This is a genomic window from Akkermansia sp. BCRC 18949 (assembly GCF_045011645.1).
In the GTDB taxonomy this organism is placed as follows: domain Bacteria; phylum Verrucomicrobiota; class Verrucomicrobiia; order Verrucomicrobiales; family Akkermansiaceae; genus Akkermansia; species Akkermansia massiliensis.
Window position 1 is genome coordinate 1,907,017 of the sequence record NZ_CP123619.1, and the last position, 22,882, is coordinate 1,929,898.

The 22,882-nt window shown below is 57.6% G+C and carries 23 protein-coding genes and 1 tRNA gene; 13 read left to right on the forward strand and 11 right to left on the reverse strand.

Annotation, left to right across the window (positions count from 1 at the left end; genetic code table 11):
- Positions 1-5: 5 nt before the first annotated feature.
- From P8A25_RS08015 to P8A25_RS08040, 6 genes are all read right to left on the reverse strand, one after another.
- Entirely contained in the window at positions 6-992 is a 987-nt protein-coding gene (locus P8A25_RS08015; protein ID WP_215443088.1) for a hypothetical protein, read from the reverse strand.
- A gap of 13 nt (positions 993-1,005) precedes the next feature.
- Complete coding sequence (locus P8A25_RS08020; protein ID WP_215443090.1) at positions 1,006-1,866, reverse strand: hypothetical protein; 861 nt, start codon at positions 1,864-1,866, stop codon at positions 1,006-1,008.
- A 4-nt stretch (positions 1,867-1,870) separates the two neighbouring features.
- Positions 1,871-3,367: a hypothetical protein gene (locus P8A25_RS08025; protein WP_146021117.1), complete on the reverse strand. Its 1,497-nt coding sequence runs from the start codon at positions 3,365-3,367 to the stop codon at positions 1,871-1,873.
- Between the two features lie 136 nt (positions 3,368-3,503).
- Positions 3,504-5,828, reverse strand: coding sequence for a polysaccharide biosynthesis tyrosine autokinase (locus P8A25_RS08030; RefSeq protein ID WP_215443093.1), 2,325 nt, complete (start codon positions 5,826-5,828; stop codon positions 3,504-3,506).
- A 36-nt stretch (positions 5,829-5,864) separates the two neighbouring features.
- Positions 5,865-6,662: a polysaccharide biosynthesis/export family protein gene (locus P8A25_RS08035; RefSeq protein WP_102727461.1), complete on the reverse strand. Its 798-nt coding sequence runs from the start codon at positions 6,660-6,662 to the stop codon at positions 5,865-5,867.
- Positions 6,663-6,698: 36 nt separating this feature from the next.
- Entirely contained in the window at positions 6,699-7,361 is a 663-nt protein-coding gene (locus P8A25_RS08040) for a sugar transferase (protein ID WP_251827948.1), read from the reverse strand.
- Between the two features lie 272 nt (positions 7,362-7,633).
- On the opposite strand from P8A25_RS08040, the gene P8A25_RS08045 reads away from it, so the two are divergent.
- Positions 7,634-7,843 carry a hypothetical protein gene (locus P8A25_RS08045; RefSeq protein ID WP_146021116.1) on the forward strand — a complete coding sequence of 70 codons (210 nt, stop codon included), beginning with the start codon at positions 7,634-7,636 and terminating at the stop codon, positions 7,841-7,843.
- A gap of 234 nt (positions 7,844-8,077) precedes the next feature.
- Here P8A25_RS08045 and P8A25_RS08050 read toward each other — a convergent pair whose 3' ends face one another.
- From P8A25_RS08050 to P8A25_RS08070, 5 genes are all read right to left on the reverse strand, one after another.
- Positions 8,078-8,728 carry an NUDIX hydrolase gene (locus P8A25_RS08050; RefSeq protein ID WP_215443097.1) on the reverse strand — a complete coding sequence of 217 codons (651 nt, stop codon included), beginning with the start codon at positions 8,726-8,728 and terminating at the stop codon, positions 8,078-8,080.
- A gap of 241 nt (positions 8,729-8,969) precedes the next feature.
- Positions 8,970-9,668 carry a vancomycin high temperature exclusion protein gene (locus P8A25_RS08055; protein ID WP_215443099.1) on the reverse strand — a complete coding sequence of 233 codons (699 nt, stop codon included), beginning with the start codon at positions 9,666-9,668 and terminating at the stop codon, positions 8,970-8,972.
- Between the two features lie 31 nt (positions 9,669-9,699).
- Positions 9,700-10,614 carry an ankyrin repeat domain-containing protein gene (locus P8A25_RS08060; RefSeq protein ID WP_180971495.1) on the reverse strand — a complete coding sequence of 305 codons (915 nt, stop codon included), beginning with the start codon at positions 10,612-10,614 and terminating at the stop codon, positions 9,700-9,702.
- A 443-nt stretch (positions 10,615-11,057) separates the two neighbouring features.
- A tRNA-Leu gene (locus P8A25_RS08065) sits at positions 11,058-11,140 on the reverse strand.
- 71 nt (positions 11,141-11,211) lie between these two features.
- Positions 11,212-11,673 carry a RidA family protein gene (locus tag P8A25_RS08070; protein ID WP_102721838.1) on the reverse strand — a complete coding sequence of 154 codons (462 nt, stop codon included), beginning with the start codon at positions 11,671-11,673 and terminating at the stop codon, positions 11,212-11,214.
- A gap of 154 nt (positions 11,674-11,827) precedes the next feature.
- Between P8A25_RS08070 and P8A25_RS08075 the strand changes: the two genes are divergently transcribed.
- The 12 genes from P8A25_RS08075 to P8A25_RS08130 all read left to right on the forward strand — a co-directional run bounded on the left by P8A25_RS08075 (position 11,828) and on the right by P8A25_RS08130 (position 22,882).
- Positions 11,828-13,492, forward strand: a complete 1,665-nt coding sequence (locus P8A25_RS08075; RefSeq protein ID WP_215458350.1) for a hypothetical protein — start codon at positions 11,828-11,830, stop codon at positions 13,490-13,492.
- Between the two features lie 98 nt (positions 13,493-13,590).
- Positions 13,591-14,100 (forward strand): ferritin, encoded by a 510-nt coding sequence (locus P8A25_RS08080; RefSeq protein WP_180970932.1) that lies wholly within the window; start codon positions 13,591-13,593, stop codon positions 14,098-14,100.
- Positions 14,101-14,199: 99 nt separating this feature from the next.
- Positions 14,200-14,667, forward strand: coding sequence for a GNAT family N-acetyltransferase (locus P8A25_RS08085; RefSeq protein ID WP_215442310.1), 468 nt, complete (start codon positions 14,200-14,202; stop codon positions 14,665-14,667).
- 27 nt (positions 14,668-14,694) lie between these two features.
- Positions 14,695-15,198, forward strand: a complete 504-nt coding sequence (locus tag P8A25_RS08090) for a hypothetical protein (RefSeq protein WP_215442309.1) — start codon at positions 14,695-14,697, stop codon at positions 15,196-15,198.
- A 133-nt stretch (positions 15,199-15,331) separates the two neighbouring features.
- Positions 15,332-15,487, forward strand: a complete 156-nt coding sequence (locus tag P8A25_RS08095; RefSeq protein WP_215442308.1) for a hypothetical protein — start codon at positions 15,332-15,334, stop codon at positions 15,485-15,487.
- 379 nt (positions 15,488-15,866) lie between these two features.
- Positions 15,867-16,301, forward strand: coding sequence for a MarR family winged helix-turn-helix transcriptional regulator (locus P8A25_RS08100; protein ID WP_102721794.1), 435 nt, complete (start codon positions 15,867-15,869; stop codon positions 16,299-16,301).
- Between the two features lie 368 nt (positions 16,302-16,669).
- Positions 16,670-17,893: a tryptophan synthase subunit beta gene (gene trpB / locus P8A25_RS08105; RefSeq protein WP_022396763.1), complete on the forward strand. Its 1,224-nt coding sequence runs from the start codon at positions 16,670-16,672 to the stop codon at positions 17,891-17,893.
- A 90-nt stretch (positions 17,894-17,983) separates the two neighbouring features.
- Positions 17,984-18,922, forward strand: a complete 939-nt coding sequence (locus P8A25_RS08110; RefSeq protein WP_102721795.1) for an aminoglycoside phosphotransferase family protein — start codon at positions 17,984-17,986, stop codon at positions 18,920-18,922.
- Positions 18,923-18,940: 18 nt separating this feature from the next.
- Positions 18,941-20,410: a hypothetical protein gene (locus P8A25_RS08115; protein WP_215442307.1), complete on the forward strand. Its 1,470-nt coding sequence runs from the start codon at positions 18,941-18,943 to the stop codon at positions 20,408-20,410.
- Positions 20,407-20,862: a low molecular weight protein arginine phosphatase gene (locus P8A25_RS08120; RefSeq protein WP_022396760.1), complete on the forward strand. Its 456-nt coding sequence runs from the start codon at positions 20,407-20,409 to the stop codon at positions 20,860-20,862. Before P8A25_RS08115 ends, P8A25_RS08120 begins: the two co-directional genes overlap by 4 nt.
- A gap of 17 nt (positions 20,863-20,879) precedes the next feature.
- Positions 20,880-21,350 (forward strand): L,D-transpeptidase, encoded by a 471-nt coding sequence (locus P8A25_RS08125; protein WP_102721797.1) that lies wholly within the window; start codon positions 20,880-20,882, stop codon positions 21,348-21,350.
- A gap of 152 nt (positions 21,351-21,502) precedes the next feature.
- Positions 21,503-22,882, forward strand: coding sequence for a cytochrome ubiquinol oxidase subunit I (locus P8A25_RS08130; protein WP_404838652.1), 1,380 nt, complete (start codon positions 21,503-21,505; stop codon positions 22,880-22,882).

The window sequence follows — 22,882 nt, forward strand, 5'->3', positions numbered from 1 at the left end:
GTTCTTCACCAGTAGCACCCCCCCTCCACACGGCTGGCGTGGCCTACCGTCTCCTCTCTTCCCGGCCTCGCCCACGCGTCATTGAAAAGCCGGGAATAATCATGTTTGGGAGCGCCGGGATCGGCCCCGTAGGCAGGGTCTTCCCAGCGTCTGCCCCGCAGGCCGAACAGCAGTTGAAGAGCCCCGCCGAGATGCACGGCCTGCCTGCCCCTCCTCTTGGCATGGGCCGCCAGATGAAAGCCGTAAGCCCCGCACCCGATGAGGCACACATCGTAATCCCGGCGGTCCATCTCCCCCTCCATCCATGCCAGGGCTTCAAACCAGTCGGCAAAACGGTCCGGCCCCGCGCCCAGGCTCTGGACGGCGGCCAGCGTCTCCAGGGAAAAGGAAGGAAGAACCTCCGGGTTTTCAAAAATCCTTTCCCTGTTCCGTTCATATTGGAGCGTGATGCTTTCCGCGAAAGGATGGACCACCAGCACCTTCCTTCCCTCCAGGGCCCTGCTCCATGGCCGGGAAGACCAGTAAGGCTCCAGATTCAGCAGGCGCACGCGGGGAACGTCCCGGATCATGGGCATCACCTCCCGTTCATACGGAAGCCAGCTTCCCAGGATATCCAGTTCCATCATGTCACGCAGCATCAGCTCGCAGAAACGGGCCAGATACTCCGGCGCGGCCGGGAAAAAGCCGGACCACTCCCTCATCTGCCTCATGATGTTTTTATTCCACCACCACTGGTCCCTCCGGCCCGTGATGTAGTCCAGCGGATTCCTGCCCGCCTTCCCAATTTCCAGATAATTATGCAGGCAGGACATTTCCGTGCAGCCAAACCGTCCCACCATGGCGGGACGGCCGGAGCGGAGAAGGTCCTCAATCATCGCGGAAGCCGCGTCCGCGTTCAGCTCACAGGAAGGGGGACGCAGTTCCTCCCTGCCGGAACAGCGCTCAAACACGCGGCGCAGCAAATGCAAACCCTGGTGCATCAGTGAAATCATGGCATGGACAAGTTTAATTACCTCCGCAGGCATTCTCCTCCCGAAGGAAGCGGCGCTTCATGGACCGGAGCTCCAGCCGGCTGCGCCACGTCTTCCAGTTCCTGGCGGCATTCCTGATTCTCGCGGAGCAAGGGGGCTTTTCCTCCGGATCAAAAAAACCCCTCCTGGAAAAATCCATGGAGATGCCGTGCCGTTCAAACAGCTCCGCCACCGGCCCGTACCATTTGCCGTGGATGATGCCCGTGAAAATGTAGGGAATGATCTGGTACGCTTCCCGGGAAAACAGGGAGGGGTCCACCGTCAAAAACTCCATGCGGGAATACTTCGCCCTCCGGCTGCCGAAGTATTCGAACTTCCAGGCGGATTCCTCCTTCCTCAACAGGGAAAGCAGCGCCTGCCTGCGCCACAGGGAGCCCTGGCAGCACGCATACCAGGGATAATCCGGGTCACTGGTGAAAAGGCCTTCATACCGCGAAGGCTCGCGGGCCGGAATTCCCTCCGGCGTCAACTGGATGCAGGGAATTTCCGGATGGGCGCGCATCTGCTCCGCATACCTTTCCACCGCCCCGCCGTCCACCGGCGCCGTCAGGAAGTAATCCTCCTGCATGTAAAGCACCGTATCCGTTTCCATGGCCTCCAGGGCCCATTTCAGGCATTCGCTCCACGTGGCCCTCCCGCGCCCCGGAATGGTGCGGCCTGCGCAGCTCCTCAGGGAAACGACGTTTTTTTCCGGACCGGAATAGGTCTTGTACTCCGTATTCAGGTAGACGCGGGCGGGGCAATCGGGCCAATAGAGGGACCAAAGCCTGAAAAAAGGCTCCCAGCAGTCTTCAAAGGAATCACAGGTATTGACGAGAATGGAATAGGATTTCATGGAATTATTTGGAAAACTGAATTTTCCTCCAGGCGCTTTTCAGGAAAAAAACAAGGGTGCCGCGCTCCCTGCCGTCCAGAGAAAAAAACCAGAGGAAAAGGAGGAAGACGACCAGGAGCGAGCAGGTGCGGAACAATACCGGAACGGGAGAAAGCGACGCATCAATCCGGGACAGGAGGATGCCCGCGGCAAACGTAGCCGCGCTGGGGACAAGGCACGGCGCCAGCACCTGGAAAGAAAAATCCCGCAGGCTGAGGCCAAGGCGCCGTACGCAGATGGAAAGGGCCAGCAGCCCCCCCGGCACGGTGACGAAGAGAATGGCGGCCACATACATCATGCAGGGAGGCGATCCCATGCGATAGAATCCCCAGGTAGCGCCCAGGAAAAGAATCCCGGAACCCGTTTTCACCAGCGTGTACAGGCGGATGTTCCCCTCCGCGTAAATGGCGGACCCCAGGCTGAGGAAAAGCTGTTCCAGCAAGGTTCTGGCAAGCTGGAGCCTGCAGAACAGGACCGCCCAGGCGGGGACGGAATGAAGCCAGAGGCCCAGGAGTCCCGGAGCCTCCAGAATCAGGGGAATGGCGAAAACCGCCATGAGCAGGTAGGCGAATTTGCAGCCGGACAGGGAGGCCCGCAGCATGAGGCCGCGGTTGCCCGCCCCCTCGCTTTTTGAAATGACCGGATTCAGGGCCTTCAGCATGGTCCCGGAAAAAGCCATGGTTTGCCCGTTGATCTGCTGGGCGACGGCCTGCGCCGCATTGAGGGCAACGCCGAAAAAGTGGTTCAGGACGATGCCGACGCCGTATTCCGACAGCATGCTGCTGGCGGAAACCGTGAAATTCCACCCCGCAAAGCTGCCCATTTCCCGGAAAACGCCGCGTTTCCAGTAACGCCGCGGCGCAATCACGCACTCCGCATAGTTCCTGCGGCAATAAACAAGCATAGCCGTCATGGCAAGGATGGAAATCCCGGCCATCAACACCCCGTACAGAACCAGCTTGTCCGCCAGCACATGAACGACAAGCAGGGCCGCCCCCAGCTTCAGGAAAGATTCCAGAACGCCTATGACGGCGAAATACAGCATATTTTCATGGGCGTTCAGCATGGCTTCACAGGGAACGCCCAGAATGCCGAACACGGTGCTGGCGATCATGGCCCAGTAAACGCACCTGGCGGCAAAAACCCGGTCCTCCGGAATATTGAGAACATGCCCGAACAGGATGGGGGCCGCAGCGTACAGCAGGATTCCGACCATCACGGCAATGGCAAGATGGAGCACCACGCTGATATTAAACACGATTTTCTGCTTCTCCGGGTCCCCTTCCCCCTCCGCGTAGCTCATGAAGCGCTGGGTAGCCGCCGCCATGCTGGCGTTGAGAAAAGCCAGCATGGCAATCACGCCCGCCACCATGTTGAAAATGCCGAAGTCGTCCACTCCCAGGGCATTCAGGACCAGGCGCGTCGCGTACAGGGAAACGAACATGGTGACGCCCATTTTCATATACAGGAATCCTGTGTTCCTTATCACTCTGGAGACGGTGTTCATGAAACGGTGGAAGAAGAAAATACCGGGAAAAAGGCTATGGGGCTAATGCTGAAGAAAAGGGAGTGATCAACGCAGAGGACAGTTAACGACGCTATCCGTCAGTTTCGGAATATTCGTTGTAGTAATGAAAACGGGAGTTTTTGAAATTCTCCGCATTGAGGATAATAGCTCCGGAACGGAATTCGCCCTTGTCCGCCAGCCCCTGGATGGCGGGGACGTACTGCTTCTCGATCATGCCGCATCTGATGACATAAAGGACCAGGTCCGCATGGCGCGCCATGAGGGAGGCATCCGCCACGGCCTCATACGGGCAGCCGTCCAGAATGATGCGGTCATACCGGGCGCGCCAGTACCGGAGCAGTTCTTCCAAACGGCCCCGGGTCAGCAGCGCGACGGGATTGGGGGGAACGGGACCTGCCGTCACCAGGTCAAATCCCGGGAACCTTTTGCCGGATTGCAGGACGGAATCCGGAGAGGCCTGCGGATTCATCAGCAGGTGCACAAGGCCCCTGGTATTCTTCCCTCCGTAAAAGGCGGAAAGACTGGCCTTGCGGAGGTCTCCATCAATGAGAAGGACTTTTTTCCCGGTCTGGGCATACGCGGCGGCCAGGTTCAGGGCCGTAAACGTCTTCCCTTCCCCCGCCCTCGTGGACGTCAGGAACAGGACGCGGGGCGCTTCCTCCGGATTGGGCAGCAGCATAAGTTCCGCATTGTTGCGGAGGATGTGAAAGCATTCTTCCATGAAGGAACGGCCATTCGTGACGACCAGGGGCAGCTTTTTCCGCTCCTTTCCGGAAAGCAGGGGCAGTTCCCCTGCCAGCGGCAGGTCCGTCACTCCGGCAAGGTCCTTCTTATCCCGCACCTTCGTATTCAGGGCGTTCCCGGCCAGCAGGACCAAAAGGCTTGCAAAGGCGCCTCCGGCCATGCCGCCCATCGTCATCAGGGACAGTTTGGGCGCTACGGGAGCATTGGAGCCGAACGCAGGTTCCAGAATGCGGGCGCTTGGTTCCGTCGTGGCCAGAGCCAGGGCGTTTTCCTCCCTCTTTTTCAGCAGCATCAGGTAAAGTTCCTCCATGACCTTCTGCTCCCGGAGAAGAGGGACCAGGCCTTCATCCTTGGAGGCCATGTCCGACAAAAGCCGGTTGAGTTCATTCCGCTCCTTTTCCAGTTCACCCATCCTCACTTCCAGCGCGTTGCAGTAATTGGCGATGGAACGGCCAATGGATTCGCGCATCTCCTTCATGTTCTCCGCCAGCGAGGAAACCATGGGATTCTGCCTTCCCGCGCTGGCGAACAACTTTTTATGCTGGAGGAAATTGTCATTGAAAAGTTCGATCTGCTTGGCAATTCCCGCATCCTGAATGCCTATATTGGCGGGGATCATGTCCTGCTGGCGGCTCCGGTCCGCCAGCAGGCTGGCAAGCACCTTCACCTGGATCAACTCCGTCCTGGTGGAAAAAAGTTCCGTCCCTATCTCCTGCACCCGGTTGAACGTGGCATCCAGCGTCGTATTCATGTCCTTGACGATCCGGCTGTGGCGCTTGTAGTCAATCACCTGCTTGTCTACGCCGCCGAGCTGGCCGCCAAGCTTTCCAATGCGCTTGACGATGAAATCCTCCGCCCGCGAGGCGGCCATTTGCTTCTCCCGCCTGGAATGGTCATTGTAAACCTCAATAAGGTAATTCAGGGCGTCTTCCGCCTTTTGCGGATGGGAAAGCCTCAACGTCAGCTCCAGCAGGCTGCTTTCCTTGGAATCGGGCCGCGTTACGCTCAGCCGGCCCAGCATTCCGTCGGTGGCCTCCTTCACGGAAACGCGCTCCACGAAAATGGTCCTTCCCATGCTGCCTGAAGAAAAATAAGAAGTAGGGCATACATTCACCGTGGCGAAGGGAAGCTTCAGCGGAACGCCGAACTTTCCGTGCAGAACGTTTTCCCCGCTCTCCTTCGCCCGGTAAGACAGGGAAAATTCCCGGCCATTCAGCGGAGTAACCGCCAGGGAACAAGGCTGAAACGCCACCTGTTCACTGAACTCCGCCTTCAGGGGAGTCGTATGGTAAAGATCCACTTCCCGGATATTCCGCTTTTCCCAGTAGGAGACGTCGAGCCCCAGCCCCTTCACCACACGGCTCATCACCTCCGAGGACTTGACCACATAGCTCTCGTTCGCCAGGTTGGCCTCCCCCGGCTTGAACCCCAGATCGGAAAGAATGATTTCCGAGACCTGGGCATTCTTCTGCTTGTCATCCCTCAGCATGATGCGGGCGGTCTTCTGGTACAGATACCCCTGCCGGGCGCAGATGAAATAAGCCAGCCCCCCGCCCAGCAGGGCGCACGCCAGAATCCAGGGCCAATACCTCCTGGCCGTGGAAAAAATGAACCGGAAGGAAAAAATATCGTTGTCCTCAGGCTGTATCACTGAAACGGGCATGGAAGGAAAACAGGATGAAGCGTCTTACAGGCTGATGGCGATGACGGCGATAAGCAGGGACAGGCCCGAAAGGCCCCAGGCGTAGTACTGGGCGCTTTCGCTCCTCATGTTGATCTTGCGGTCTGACGGAGTGACATAAATAATATCATTCTGCCGGATATAGTAATAAGGAGAGGAGAAAATGGACTTGCTGCGCAGGTCCAGCTTGACGATCTTCCGGTCACGCTCCATTTCCCGGATCAGCACGATGTCCCGGTTGCCGTCGATATTCAAATCTCCCGCCCGGCTGATGGCGTCAAAAATGGTGACGCGCTGGCCGTCCACCTGGTAGGAGCCGGGATTATTCACCTCTCCCAGAACGGAAAATTTGAAGTTCATGATCTGGACGTTGACGGAGGCGTCCTTGATGTAATCACTGTTGCGGAGCTTTGCGGAAATGTCGTGGGCAAGCTGGGAACACGTCTTCCGGGCGGCCTTCATCTTCCCGATGACCGGCAGGACAATATATCCCTCGTCGTCCACCAGGTACCCTTTGGGCCGCGAATTGCCGGTGTTGTTGGAGATGGAATTGCCCATTTCCGCCATGATGAAGGGGGTAGTCAGTTCCGGCTGCTTGCTGCTGACGGAAATATAAAGCTGATCGTCTTTTTGAATAGTCGTCTGGTATTTGGTGACTATATCCTGCCGGGTCTCACCCGTAATGTCCTGGATATAGAGAACCTCTTTCGGATTGACGCAGGAGGCCAGCAACAGGGAGCAGACAGCCAGGGAGGCCAGCCGGAAAATTCCGGGAGAAAAGAGAGAGGGGCGGTTTATCATCATTAAGGTATAAGGTTATGGTTTTAAATGGATAAATAATCAGGATTCTTCCTGCTTGGACGGAAAAGGCACAGACACGGAAAGATCGTTCCTGATGAGCATGCTGCCCGAGATATTCCTGAAAGCGTCCTCGCACTGCCGGACGTCCTTATGGGCCAGCAACCGGACAACGGTTTGGAAAACGATCCTGGCGTCCATGAACAGGGACACATTCCGGGCGTAAACGATGTCGTAGCACAACCGCCTGTAGAACGGGATTCCGTTCCTTCCGTATACCTGGGCCATGCCGGTCAATCCGGGCCGGACGGAACAGCGCGCCATGCGGCAGCGGCCGGGAAAAACATCCAGCTGATCCGGAATCCATGGCCGGGGGCCTACAATGGACATGTCTCCCTTGATAATGTTGACCAGCTGAGGCAGTTCATCCAGGGAATAGCGGCGTAAAAAAGTTCCCAGCGGAAAAGACCTCAAGTCATCCGGAAGCAGGAGCCCCTCCGAATCACGGGCATCCGTCAGGGTCTTGAATTTAAAAACCCTGAACAATTTCCCGCGGTACCCCACACGCGTCTGGAAAAAAAACGGAGACTTCCGCGTATGAACCAGGAGTATTATGGATATAACGGCCAGAAGAGGCGATACGATTATCAATGTCCATAAGGATATGGCAATATCCAATACGCGTTTTCCAAAAAACTTATACATGGCTCCGCCCGCAAACTACCGGATTTCAAATCCGGCATCTGACTTTCCGGAGAAAAACGCTCATCATCAATGATGATAAATAACTTGCATGATTCTAAAATTTCCTTTCACGCCGCCTTGCGGAAGCGCTGCCATTTATATATTCAACCACAAGTATCTGATCCGCATGAAAAAATATTAATTCGTCATTGACGGCGGATTTGAAATCCGCACTTTTCATGAATGCAACAACAACAAAATGGAAAGGCGAAAAACGCCGCCATTCCTGAAAAATGAAACCGCTTTCCACGCTCACAGGAACAACCAGAATATTCCGGGTTCAAAATGCCGCAATTGAAGAGGACCGCAATGAAAAAACAGGAAAATTAAGGAAAAAGAAACCTGAATTTCCGAGGGCTGGAAAATTCTTTCGGAAAAGGAGGCATTCCGAAGAAATGCGCCTGGGGCATGCGCCAAAAAGCGCACATCTTCACGGACAATGAATTGCCGGCAACAGGCATCAAGACAAAAAACCGGTTCCTATGATGCCATAGGGCGGATGGCATTCCCTGCCGGAGTTGAACCGAGCCTTTGCCGTTGGAGAGACGGCCTTCCTGACCGCTAGAAGAAGGGAACGTTACAGCCGGAATAAAACAGCCCGCTTTTCGCAAGCCGCTGGAACTGGCATAGCACTTTCCCGGAAAGAGTCAATGATTTTGCCGTATATGTTCCCTTTTTTAATCAAACACGGGATTCCAGCAGGGATCGTCCGCCGCATCAAAGCACAGCAGCGCCTGTTCCGGCGTGTTCTTTTCCAAAGCCATGGGAGGCAGTTCATCCCGTCCGAACCAGCGGCTTTCAGACGTTTCCAGATTGGGCTGGAAGGAGCCGCCCTTTTCTTCACATAATACAAAGACCTTGCAAACCCCGTACGCATAGGGGGGAGGGTTGTGCCTGTTGCGGTCATGCAGGGCTATCAGCCGTACCGCTTCCACTTCCAGTCCGGCTTCTTCCCGCACTTCCTTGATCGTGTTATCCCGCACGGACTGGTTCACATCCACCCAGCCGCCCGGCATGGACCACAAGCCGGAACCTTTTTCTTTCACCAGCAATATTTTACCTTCCCGGAAGATGGCCGCGCGGGTATCCATTTTCGGCGTTTGAAATCCGGTCTCACTGCAAAACAGCCCCCGGACCGTATCCATATCCAGCCCGGATTTGGCGCTCATGATTTCCGCGGCGATTTCCCTCAACCGCTGGAAACGCTCCAGATCATAGGGGTCTTTCGCATACGTTATCCCCGCCTGGGCCATAAACTGAAGTTCCACCGCCCATTCCAGCCATTGCGGAGGCAGCGCATTACGGACCGTTTCACCAGCGTCATCCATGCGTCCACGTTACCACAAGGAGCTATCCCGGCGAACCTTATTTTCCATCCGGCCGCCTTCCGTGGCGGATTGTTCACTCAGGCCTTCTGGACCATTCCCCATCCCCATGGCAGATTTCCCCGCGTAACCGGCACGATTGATTCATCCAGTCTTAATGGACCAAGGTACGGGCACTCCCCAGGTTTGCCGTTCCGCATGAAAAAAGACGCCTCATGACGCTCCATGCCGCATGAGGCGTTGATCATTTTTCCCCTTTTACTTCCGGCACTGCCACGGGTTCCCCCAGGAACCGGGGTTCACGCCCCCACAGCCACAAGTCCAGCATCATCCATACGCGCGCCGCGCGCTCCCTGAACCAGCTTCTAATGCGTGAACTGCGGTTGGGAACATCCGGGGCGCTGACGGCCCACGCGTCCATTTCCTCATGTGCAGCGATCGCCAGGGCGCGTTCATTGTGAAAGGCCTGGGAAACGACGATCATGGTTGAAACGCCAAAGACCTCCTTCATCCTCACGACGGAATCCAGCGTCCGCAGCCCCGCAAAGTCACACACAATCCGGTCCTCCGGAACGCCGCGCTCCACCAGGGCCTGCTTCATCCATTCCGGTTCATTGTAGGCGTGGGAGCTATTGTCCCCGGAAACGACAAAAACCGTCGCCTTCCCGGCCCTCCAAAGTTCCGCCGCCGTATCCATTCTATTATAGAAATACCCGTTGGGACCTCCCATGAACGTAGGGGAGCACCCCAGCACCAGGGCAGGAGCGCGAACCGGAACATCCGCGGAATGCTCAAAAACCCTGCCTCCGGAAGCGGAAGCTATGTACCACTCCGCTCCCGCCGACAACAAGGCCAGCGCCAGAAAGGCGCCTCCCGCCGCTTTCAAAATGAAAACGGCTATCCTGCCCTTCCTGTTCCAGCCACGATCCAAATGCTTTCCCATCCAATAAACGGCTCCTGCCAGCATAGACGCTCTATTTCACTTTAAGCTTTGAATGTAAATAGTTCTTAACCGCAGGATCCACCGTTTTGATATCCAGCACTGTATCACCCCATTTATTTTTTGCCTTAATGTCCGCTCCGTGATCCACCAGAAATCCCGCCACATCCAGATAACCGCCCTCCGCGGCATAGATCAGCGCGGTTTTTCCATGCCTGGTCTTTCCCTTTACCTTGGCTCCCTTTTTGACGAGGTACTTGACCATATCCAGGCATCCCCGCTCGGAAGCCTTCATCAAAATGGAGTGGCCTTCCTTGTCCGTGCCATTCAAATCCGCTCCTTTAGCCACCAGCATTTCCATTCCCTCCATATTCCGGCCATCAGCGGCATACGCCAGCACATTCCGGCCTCCCTTGTCCCTGGCTTTCACGCTGGCTTTCCTGTCAATCAAGTAGGCAAGAATGTCATTGCGCCTGCACGTTGCGGCTCTCATCAGGGCGGTCGTGCCGAATTCCCGGTCCTTTTCATTGGCGTCATATTTGCATTCTTCCATCAAATACTTGACAATGTCCATATTGCCCCCTTCCACGGCTCTCATGAAAATGGAAATGCCGTACTGGTCCACAGCCTTGGGGTTGGCGCCTTTGGACAGCAGGTAATCAAAAATCTCCTTATCTCCCACATACGCCGCCCAGGCGAGTGGAGACCAGGTCATCGCGTCCCTGCCATTCACGTCGCTTCCCTTTTTCAAGCCTTCCAGCTGCAACCCGAGATTCACCCAGTTCTTCAGCCTGTTTTTTGACTTTAAGGGGTCGAGGGCCGCCTTCACTTCCTTTACCTTCTTTAAAGCGGCATCGTAAGAGTCAATTCCAGCGGCAGCGGCGTGAGAAATGGAAGCCGCACACAGGCAGGCGCCCACCGCCCAAACGGAGAGTTTGTTCAAATTCATGGTCATCATAGGGTGTGGGGATGGATACCGGAAAGCCGGCAGGGACCCCCCCGGAATGGGTTCCAATATAAAATGGAAAAACCTTTTGGTCAATAAGAGAAGGAATGGGCCAACACCGGACCTCTAACAAAAAATGGCTCCTACCCAAAATTCCATGTGCCCGGCTGTCCGGGACCCCGGACAGCGTCACTACGCAATCCTGCAAGGGACGCTTGAACATAAATGCCCCGGGGCCTTTCACGGAAAACCAGATGATTTCATCGCAAAACAGGGAGAATACCCCACCCGGCAGTACTGGGGGAGGCTCCTTTCAACACATTCTTCAGGTAACTATTGTTGACCGGAGATACAAGTAAAAGCGGTAATTTCCGTATGCTTGAAGACGGAAAAGGCCCGCCAGAAGCGAGCCTTTTATCTACATAATTTATTGTTATTCAGCGAAGTACCCCCGACCGGACTCGAACCGGTACGTCCTTGCGGACAACAGATTTTAAGTCTGCAGCGTCTACCATTCCGCCACGAGGGCATTGACCGGACGGCACTCTACAGGAATGCCGCGGGGATTCAAGCACGAATCCCCTTCCGGTTTTTAAATCCCTAGCCGCAGACTTCCACAACCATGCTTATTTCCACCGCCACGTTGAGCGGCAGGGCGGACACGCCCACGGCCGTGCGGCTGTGGCGGCCGATTTCGCCAAAGGCTTCCACCAGCAGGTCGGACGCGCCGTTCAGCACCTTGGGATGGTCGTAGAAATCCGGGCCGGCATTCACAAATCCGTTCACGGCCACAATGCGGGAAACCTTTTCCAGGGAGCCCACGGCCTGCACGATGACGGCCAGGCGGTTCAGAACGGCGGCTCGCGCGGCGGCCTGCCCTTCTTCCACCGTCAAGTCCTGCCCTACCTTGCCGAAGTATTTGTCCTCCCCGTTCACGGAGATGCCGCCGGAGAGGTGAAGCAGGTTGCCCGTACGCACGCATTGCACGTAGGAACCCACGGGCGCGGGCGCATCGTAAATGGCGTAACCAAGATCGGAAAGGCGTTGACGTATTTTATCCATAATAGAGAATTTGACAAAGGTTGGATTGGAAGAATGCACCGGAAATATTTGCGTTTCCAGATGCATTTCATGACATTTTGAACAATTTTCGGCCTGTTTGCACGTAAAATGATTGCCATCTACCTCATTTAGTTGCTATTGAAACAACCCGTACATGATGACCGAAGAAACTCCTTCCACAGACCCCAAGCAGCAAATTCCGGACCTTTCCGGCTTGGCCGACTTCCAATTCGGTCCGGCCTGGGCGAGACCGGGAGCCCGTCAGGAACGTTCCGCGTCCTATCCGGAACGCAGGTCCGGCGACAGGCAGGGAGGCGACCGCCGTCCGCGGCGCGACAGCCGCGAAGGACGCCAGCCCCGGGGGGAACGCCGTTTTGACGGTCAGAATGGTGAAAGAAGATTCAACAGGGAAGACCGCACCCGCGGTTCCTTCCGCCCGCGCCGCGACGGAGACCGCCGCGAACAGGCGCCCCGCCCGCCCATGGCGGAACCGGCCGAAGGCCTGCGCGTGGAGCTGCGCCCCGTGGATTCCGGCCTGGCCGCCCTGCACCAGGAGGTGCAGAAGCACCGCCGCACTATTTCCCTGCTGGACCTTGCCAAGGTGGTCATGGGTTCCTACGACCGTTATGACCTGGTGTTCATGAAGCAGGAGAACGGCCCGGACCTTTACCACTGCAAGCACGGCGACGGAGCCTGCTTCATTTCCCGCCAGGAGGCCGTCAAGCATCTCTGGCAGTCTTCCTGGATGCCCAAGTATTACGAGTCCGTGGAACAGGAAGTGGAAGCGCCCAAGGGCGATTTCAAGGCGATTGCCAAGTGTTCCCTGAACAATGAACTGGTGGGCCCCGTCAACTGGCACGGCTACCAGTCCGCCCTGATGAACCTGCACCGTACCAAGTTTGCCAGCATGCCCTTTGAGGCATTCCGTTCCAAGATCGTGACGGACAAGAGCGAGGAAGCCGTGCAGGCATGGCAGGAAGCCGTTTCCAAGCGCACCGCCTGGAAGCCCGTCCGCGAAGGCGCCTCCGAGGTTCTTCTGGAATCCCCCGCCGCCGTGGAACAGGATTTCGAGTCCAACCACTTTGAAGAGTGCTATGACGTCACGGACAAGGTGTTCGTCAACGGAGCCGTGAAGAAAAACCATCTTTCCCCCGGCCTGTGGGCGCACCTGATCCAGTTGTCCGGCACCACGCGCCGCCATCCCAGCATGCTGATTCCGAACCTCTGCCACGGGCTGGCGCGCCACCACATGCCCATTTTCAAGTGGAAGGGCAACCATTACACCGGCCCGGCACGCCCCAAGGCCATGGAAGAAGGCACCGTTCTTTCGGATTCCCTGATGTCCATCGCCACCTGGGCGGCCAACAATCCGGGCAAGGGCGTGGACGCCATGCTCAGGGAGCTGGCCCCCGTGCCGGACCCGGAAAAGGCCACGGAAGAGGAAGTGGCCCAGGCTACGGAAAAACAGCAGAATCTGGTCCGCGACCTGTTCTGGCTGTCCGAACAGGGCTACATTCTGGTTTTCTCCAACAACACCGTCAGCCGTCCGAAGGCCGTTCCGGCCCAGGCCCCCTCTCCCAAAAAGGCTCCCAAGGAGAAGCAGAAACCGGAAGAGAAAGCGCCGGACATGCCGGTGGCGGAAGCCGCCGCGCCCCAGGAGCAGAAGGAGGACACCCCTTCTTCCGAAGCCCCGGCAGCCCGGGAGGAACCCGCTGAAGAAACTGAAACGGCAGCCGAGCCTGCGGAAGCAGCCGCCCCTCCCGTGGAGGAAGAGGTTCCTGCGGAAAATGTTCCGGAGACGGTTGCCGCAAAAGCCTGACGCCTTTCCCGAATTCCCCCGTCATACAGTCCGCAGGATTATCTTGATTCTGCGGACTTTGTTTTGTAGAAGAAAAGGAAATCAACAGGATTTTACATATGATCAGTACAACAATGGCAACCGCTCTTAATGAGCAAATCAAATGGGAAATGTATTCAGCCAACCTTTACCTGGCCATGTCCGCCTACCTGCAGGACGCCGGCCTGACGGGGTTCGCCCACTGGATGCGCGTCCAGTACCAGGAAGAAACCGCCCATGCCTTGAAATTTTACGATTTCCTTCTGGCGCGCGGAGGCCAGTTTACCATGTTGTCCATCGATGCCCCGGCCGCGAGCTGGTCCAACATTCTGGAAATGTTTGAAGAAACGCTGTCCCACGAACAGGAGGTCACGCGCCGCATCAATGACCTGGTCCGCCTCTCCAAGGAGGAAAAGGACTTCGCTACGGATATTTTCCTGCACTGGTTTGTCAGTGAACAGGTGGAAGAGGAAGAAACCGTCAAGGACATCATCAGCAAACTGCGCATGATCAAGGGAGAAGGCCAGGGAATGCTGCTCATGGACAAGGAGCTGGCGGCCCGCACCTTTACCCCTCCTCCCGCCAATTAACTCATTCAGGCGCTTTTCCGGCCATTCTCCGGCACGTTTTCCCCATGAAAACGCTTTTCCGGAGAATGGCCGGCAGAACAGTTCGGCTATCAGGAGCGCATGAACATCAAGATAAGGCCGGCTGCAAGGGAGGATGTCCAAAAAACAAGCGCTCTATATGATGATTTTTTTGCCTGTAATGCTGCCCAGCTACCGGAAAATTGCGTTGCGGCAACTGAAACGGGAGATTGCCCGAATCCTGTGATTGAAAGCGGCAGCGGCGATATCATGATCGCGGAAAGAGACAATGCCGTTATCGGATTCGTGCATGTTGAAGAAAACGCGCCACCTCCCTATCCTTCCGTAGTTCCTCATAAATATGGCTGCATCATAGACTTTTTCGTCATGCGGGAATACAGGAGGAATGGAGCTGGACGCCTGCTTTTGGATAAAGTCAAACGCTGGGCAAAATCACGAAACCAGGAACACCAGGAACTCACGGTATGGGAGAATAACGGCAGCGGCAGAAGATTTTACGAGCGTGAACATTTTACAACAGCATCCCGGACAATGCGCCTGGACGTGTAACCGACTTTTTAAATGGAATTATTAAAGATGAATGATTTTGAAACAGCCTTGGTGAGCCCGGGGAAAAACAGCCTCATTCCGGAGGAGGACAACTGGTTCGGCCCCCTCGTCGGAACCTGGGATATTGAATGGGTTGACGGGCACGGCACGGAGCATGAACGCCACGTGAAAGGGGAATGGATTTTTTCATGGGTCCTGGAAGGCATGGCCGTCCAGGATGTGTTCATCTGCCCTGCCCGGGAGGCCCGGAAGATCAAAACCTGGCCGGACGCCGCCTACGGCACGACGATCAGAATTTACAATCCCCAGCAACGGACATGGGACATTTTTTACGGTGTGGCCGGAGAAGCCACGCGGCTGGAAGCGAGAAAGGAAGGCAGCCGGATTGTCCTGACGGAAATTACCGGGCAAAAGATGAAATGGATTTTTTCCGAACTTACGGAAAATACGTTCCATTGGAGAAACATGGCCACGGAGGACGGGACGCACTGGTTCCTCCAGGGGGAAGCGTTCGCTGCCAGACGTACCTAGAACACGCTTGTTCATCGGCATGGCTGAACCCGCCGTCTTTCCCTTTCTGCCCCCTTCCAGGCCCGTTTAAAGGGGTTTTCCCTGCCTTCATTCCTGTCCGGCAAATAAAGCAGCCCGGACCCAACAAGGAGCCATGCCTGCCGATGCCCGCCAGGCATCCATAAAAATTTCCGGGGGTAGAACCGGCTTTTTTCTCTTCTCCGGCAGTCCAGAACTGATGACGGGACCTGCCTCCAAAGGCGGCAGCATCCTGTTTTTCCTGGTGCGCACCCGTATAAAACTTTTCTGAAACAGGCCTCCCTTTCCCATGGAGAGCCCTTGCATGAGGCCTCTTTCCGGTCCGGGCTTGTCATGCTGACGCGCCCTTTTATGCCAGATTTATGCCGGTTTCCCGGCAGTTCCGGAAAAAACTTTCATTCATCAACAGCTTACGACTATTTTTAACATGTTATTCACATTCTATCCTCAAAATACAATCATTCTATTAACATTCAACATATTGTATCCGGAATACCATCAAAAGGCTTATTATCTGCAAATGTAAAATTTTAATAAAAATTTATATTTTTGACTTGCTCGCGGAAGGCGGCGGCGGTAGGTTGGCTGAACCGCCGCCAAGCCTCCGGACGGCACCGTTACCAAACCTACCCCAGACATTCACCACGACCATGAGCTCCATTTCCGAAGAAGCAAACAAGCTGGCGGATTTCATCCTGTTCACGCAACGTTCCTGCATTCTGAATCTTTCTTCAGAATTGAATGAGGGCAAGGTTTCCTATCCCCAGTTTTTCCTGCTGACCTACCTGGCCAGCGAGGACTTCCTGAGCATGTCCAGCATTGCCCTGAAGATGGGGCATTCCACGGCGGCGGCCACCGGCATGGTGGACAAACTTCAGGAGATGGGCTATCTGAAACGCATGAGCGCGGCCAAGGACCGCCGCAAAATCATGGTCGCCATCACCCAGGAAGGGCGCGACCTGGTGGACCGCATGCGCCAGAATATCGTCCGGGACCTGGCCGCCCTGATGGCCGGAGCGGACCCCGACGCACGGCAGACGCTTGCCGATACCGGAAAATCCATCAGGAAGCGCCGCCTGGCCTGATTTCCGGCCTTCTTCCCTCCGTTCTTTTCCGGGTAAAAAAGTCCGGAAGCCGAATCTCCGGCAACGCCTGCCCTTTCTTTTACTATTTATTCAGGAGCGTGGTGAACAGGGAGAAGCTTCCTTCCCTTGCAGCAGGAGCAGGCCGCGTTCTTCACGGCCTCAAAACGGAGATTCCCCATGAACCGGCCATCCCCGGCATCCCTGTCCGGTCCCATCCCGATTTCCGGCCTTCCGGACTGGTCCGTTCCGCTCCCCCCTGCGGATGATTTTTCCCTTCCCCGCTTTTTTAAAAGGGCTTCCTGCGGAGATTGTTTTTGCCTGAACTGGGGCATCGTGCTAAATACTGGCAGTCACGAATGCAACAGACCATGGATCTCCATACCTATTTACGCAATTTTCCGGACGCCCAGGGCCGTTTTGGCGAATACGGCGGCGTTTACCTGCCGGACGAGCTTGTTCCCGCCTTTGAAGAAATTACGGAAGCCTACCAGACGATAGCCCACTCCGCCCAGTTCATCAATGAACTGCGCCGCATCCGCAAGCAGTTCCAGGGACGCCCCACCCCGGTTTACCACTGCGAACGCCTTTCCCGCCACCTGGGCACTTCCCAGATTTACCTGAAAAGGGAAGACCTGAACCATACGGGCGCCCACAAGCTGAACCACTGCATGGGTGAAGGCCTTCTCGCCAAATACATGGGCAAGAAACGCATCATTGCGGAAACGGGCGCCGGGCAGCATGGCGTGGCCCTGGCTACGGCTGCCGCCTTCTTCGGCCTGGAGTGTGAGATTCACATGGGAGCGGTGGACATTGCCAAGCAGGCCCCCAACGTCACCCGCATGAAAATCCTGGGCGCCAAGGTGGTGCCCGTCACGCACGGCCTCCAGAGCCTGAAGGAAGCCGTGGATTCCGCCTTTGATTCCTACCTGAACAGTTATCAGGATTCCATTTACTGCATCGGTTCCGTGGTAGGCCCCCACCCCTTCCCGCAGATGGTGCGCGATTTCCAGATGTGCATCGGCGTGGAAGCCCGGGAGCAGTTCATGGAAATGACGGGGCTTCTTCCGGACGCGGTGTGCGCCTGCGTGGGCGGCGGCAGCAATTCTATGGGCATGTTCACCGCCTTCCTGGGAGACCCGCTGGATATTTACGGCGTGGAACCGCTCGGCAAGGGGCCCAGGCTCGGGGATCATTCCGCCTCCATCTCCTACGGGAGCAAGGGCGTCCTGCACGGGTTCGAGAGCATCATGCTCCAGGACGAGGACGGCAATCCGGGACCGGTCCATTCCGTGGCCAGCGGGCTGGATTATCCTTCCGTGGGTCCGGAACACGCCTACCTGCACGACATCGGCCGCGTGAATTACGTTACCGCCACGGATGAGGAAGCCGTAGACGCCTTCTTCAAGCTTTCCCGCTATGAAGGAATTATTCCCGCCCTGGAAAGCTCCCACGCCATCGCCTACGCCATGAAGTGGGCCCGGGAAAACAGAGGAGGCGCTATCCTGGTCAACTGCTCCGGCCGCGGAGACAAGGATGTGGATTACGTCGTGGAGCATTACGGCTACGGGGAAGACCGCCAGTTCCCCTCCTGATTTCATCCCCTTCATCGTTTCCGGCGGAGGGAGGATTTCCCTGCCCTCCGTCCGCCCCCTTTCCGCAAGGCCCTTCCGCCACGCCCCTCCATGAAAGAATTGTCCAGCCTGGTTCAACGGAGTTTCCACGTCGTTCCGCGGGAAGAGGATTTCCATACCCTGGCTTTCGGAGCGTCCGGCCGCACCATCGTCCGCATCCGCCTCGGCTCCCGCACATGCATCGGCATCCGGTGGGGCAATGACCGCGCGGATAATGATTCCTTCATCCCCGCGGACCGGCACCTGCACGCCCACGGCGTGAACGTGCCGGAGATTTACGACTACGAACCGCTCGGCCCCGGCTGCGGGGCCGCGCTGGTGGAAGACCTGGGAGACGCCAGCCTGCTGGCCTTCCGGGGAGAGTCCTGGCCCTCCCTGCGCCTGCGCTACATCCGGGCCATGGAACAGCTCCATCTGCTTCACTCCTGCCCGTTTCCGGAGGAGTTCCCCCTCCAGCCCGCCTTTGACGAAGCCCTGTACCGCTGGGAGCAATCCTATTTTGCGGAACACCTGCTGGGGGCCCACCTGGGGCTGGAAACGGATTCCTTCCTGAACCATCCGGCCCTGGAAGAGCTGGCGCAATTTCTGGCCTCCCTTCCGGAATGCCCCGTGCACCGGGACAGCCAGTCCCAGAACGTGCACATCCACGCGGGTAAGGCCTGGCTGATCGATTTCCAGGGCATGCGCGGCGGACGCCCGGAGTATGACCTGGCCTCCCTGGTTTATGACGGCTATGCCCGTCTGGAACCGGAGCAGGCGAAGGAATTGATCAGGGAGTGGGAAAAGATTTCCGGGCAGCCCCTGGATGACCGCATCTTCCGCGCCTGCGCCCTGCAACGGCTCATGCAGATGCTGGGCGCCTACGCCAACATCGGCCACAACCAGGGAAAAACCTGGTATCTGGCCCAGATTCCCGCCGGGCTGGAACACCTGCGGAAGCTTCTGCCCGGCTCCACGCTTGCAGAACCGCTGGCGGCCATGCTAGCATGATCTTTCTCCCTGCCCCTGATGACGCTGACCCCCAGATTCCTGCTTGTGCTGTCCCTGTTCCAGATTTCCCTGGGGCTGGGCTGGATTCTGGGGTACGTGTTTCTTCCGCCCACCATTTTCTGTTATGAGCGAGCGGCGGAACGTTCCCTGGCAGGAGAGTACCGGACCGTGCGCCCGGAAGGTCTGAATGCGGAAAGCAGCATCGTCCTCCAGCCTTACGATTATTTCAACAAGGGGCAGACGGCCCAGCTTCCCGTGGTTTCCCTGCACCGGGAATCCTCCCTGAACAGCTTTGCCGCCTATCCTCCCAATCCCATGGATTACACGGTGCTGTTCCGCCACCTGTACGAGCAGGGGGCCAGGAATGTTTACGTGATGGCTCCCATGGCCTGGGAGGAAGAGCCGGACAGCATCGTCAAAGCCGCCGTGGGGTATGAGCTGGACCGCTTCCGCCACAAGGCGCTGGGACGGCAGATGAGCGAGTCCTCCCGCCACGCCCCCCTCCCGCCGGACTGGAAAGGCCTGGTTATTCCCGCTGCCAACATCGTGGGAAAGACGGACCTGTTCCCTCGCGCGGACAGGCTGGTGGGGGAAGCTCCGCAACTGACCACGGCAGCCCCCTCCCTGGGAACCGTCGTGGAAAACAACGAACTGTTTTCCCCCTCCCCGGAGAACAGGGTTTCTCCGCCGCTTTTCATCCGCTGGGGTGAGGAGATCATCCCCACCCTTCCGCTGGCCGCCGCCCTGAACGCGCTGGACCTGAAACCCGACGACGTGAGAATCATTCCGGGCGACACCCTTTTCCTGGGCGGCAAGCGTTCCGTTCCGCTGGACAAATATGGCCGCATTCCCCTGGCGGAACACAGCAGCCCCACCATGCTGGACACCAAGGAGGTGATCGTCCCCGTCATGTCCGGCCTGCGGCCGCCGGATACCACCGCCGTCAGAAAACTGCTTTCTTCCGCGGACGCGGTTCTCGTTTCCGAACCGTCCGCCCTTTCCGACACGCCGGACGCACAGGCCCTCCTGGCGGCGCAAACCATCCGCACCCTCATGGGGGCGCTGGCTCCGGCCCCGGCCGTCCTGATTCCGGTAGCCCCCGTATGGGTGCAGTGGGTCATCGTGCTGGACGTCCTGCTCCTGGCAGTATGGGCCCTCCGTTTCCAGCGCCGGGGGCGTTTCACCATCTGGGGGCTCTGCATCCTGGCGGCCCCGGTCATCGCGTGGTACCTGTTTTCCGTCCATGACACCTGGTTCCCCGTCATGACGCCCGTGGCGGCGGTGCTGTGCGTAGTGCTGGCGGGCTGCCTGTTTCCCTGGCTTTCCCCCCCCTCCCGCGATGCGGATGAAGAGGAGGAGGAAGACGCCGGAGCCCCCCCGCCGGAGGGGAATGGAGCCGGGCACGTGCTCCCCCCGGACAACCTGTACCAGGAACCCAACGAGGTGCCTATCCCCCACCATTCCAAAAGAGAACATCCCGACTCATGACACAGCGCAAGCACATCCTTTTCATCTGCACCGGCAACACCTGCCGCAGCCCCATGGCGGAAGGCCTGTTCCGGAAGCTTTCAGCGCATCATCCGGAATGGCGCGCCGGTTCCGCGGGAACTTCCGCATGGCACGGGCAGGAGGCCAGCCCGGAAACGCTCCACGTCCTCCAGGCGCACGGCGTCAACCTCTCCTGCCATGAAAGCCGCCCCGTCACGGAAGAACTGATGGAAAACGCCACGGACGTCTATGCCATGACGGAAAGCCACCTGGCCGCCCTGCTTGCCAATTTCCCCGAGCATGCGGACAAGATCAGACTGGTCACCTGCTACACGGACAACCGCAGCATTGCGGACCCCATCGGCTGCGGTCAGGCCGCCTACAACAGCGTGGCGCGGCAGTTGACAGCCGCCATCCAGGCCATCATCGCCCGGATGGAACAGCAAGCGTGACAACTCTTTCCACCCCCATGGCCGCCCCTTCCATACGCATTGACCTGTCCCGCCAGGAGCTGGTGCTGGAAGAATCCGGAAACATCCTGCTCCGGTGCCCCGTTTCCAGCGGAAAAGCTGGCACGGGCCATGAAGAGGGCTCCGGAAAAACGCCCACCGGACATTTCCGCGTCTGCCAAAAAATCGGGGACGGAGAGCCGGAGGACACCATTTTCATCTCACGCCTTCCGGCGGGCCGCTACCCCGCCGCCATCCCGGAAAGCCTGGATGAACATTCGGACTTTATCCTGACGCGCATCCTGTGGCTGGACGGCCTGGAACCGCACAACGCCAACACGCGGAGCCGCTACATCTACATCCACGGCACCAATGATACGGACCTGCTGGGCGCCCCGGCCTCCCATGGCTGCATCCGCCTTTCCCCCCGCGACATGCTGGATCTTTTTGCCCTGGCGGAAGAGGGGATGGACGTGTTCATCCAGTGCTAAACCGTTCTTTTTTAGATACAATCTAAAAAAGTTATTCAGGGAAAAGGAAAATAATTGAACAAAGGTCCTCTTGGGATGTATAAAGTATGAAGGTACCGGTATTTGGCTGCCGGCCTCCTGTTCCATAAACATCCACTCATCCCCAAGCAATCATGGACGATCCGGTCTTATTATCCCGTCTTCAATTCGCCGTTACGATCATGTTCCACTACATCTTCCCGCCGATGACCATCGGCCTGGGGGTGGTTCTGGTCGCGCTGGAAGGCCTCTGGCTGAAAACGAAGAACGAACTCTACCACAAGCAGGCCAAATTCTGGACCAAGATATTCGGCATCATCTTCGCCCTGGGCGTGGCCTCCGGCATCGTGATGGGATTCCAGTTCGGCACCAACTGGGCTGACTATTCCCGCTGCGTGGGCGACATCTTCGGCAGCCCTCTGGCGGCGGAAGGCATCTTCGCCTTCTTCCTGGAATCCGGCTTCCTGGCCATCCTGCTCTTCGGCTGGGACAAGGTGGGCCCCAAAATGCACTTCTTCTCCTCCTGCATGGTCGCCCTGGGCGCCCATTTCAGCGCCATCTGGATCATTGTGGCGAACTCCTGGATGCAGACGCCCGCCGGGTACAAGCTGGTGGAAGTGAACGGGAAAATCCAGGCCCATATCACCAGCTTCTATGACGTGGTGTTCAACCCGTCCACCGTGGACCGCCTGACGCATGCGCTGGCCGGCTGCTGGCTGGCGGGGGCCACGCTCGTCCTCAGCGTCTCCGCCTGGTACATCCTGAAAAAACGCTTCACCGGAGGAGCTGAAAAAAGCTTCAAGGTGGCCCTGGTCATCGGCCTCATCGGCGTGGTGGGCATGGGCATCACGGGGGACTCCAGCGCACGTGAAGTCTCCATCCACCAGCCCGCCAAATTCGCCGCCATGGAAGGCGTGATGGAAACCGGCGCTCCGCTGGCCCTCCACCTCGTCGGCTGGATGAACCCGTCCACCCATGAAGTGACGGGCATCTCCATCCCGTACATGCTCACCTTCCTGACCCATCATGACCTGGATACGACCATCACCGGCATGAACGACATCCCGCAGGACGAACGCCCCCCCATCCTGCCCGTCTTCTACTCCTTCCACATCATGATCCTGATCGGCTGCGCCCTGGGGGCCCTGTTCCTGGTGGGCCTGTGGGGCTGGAAAAAAGGCTGGCTTTTCCAGAAGCGCTGGCTGCTCTGGTGCTTCGTCTTCTCCGTGCTGGGCCCCCAAATAGCCAACCAGGTGGGCTGGGCCGTGGCGGAAATGGGGCGCCAGCCATGGATCGTGTACGGCATCCTGAGAACGGAACATGCCGTATCCCCCACCCTCACCGCGGCGGAAGCCCTTTCCTCCCTGGGCATGTTCTTCGTCATTTATGCCCTGCTGCTGGCCCTCTTCCTCTATCAGATCACCCATAAAATCCACAAGGGTCCGGACCAGGAAGCAAACGAAGACGACGGCACCGGGGAAGGCAAGCTCCAGGTCCCCTTCGTCAAAGACTAA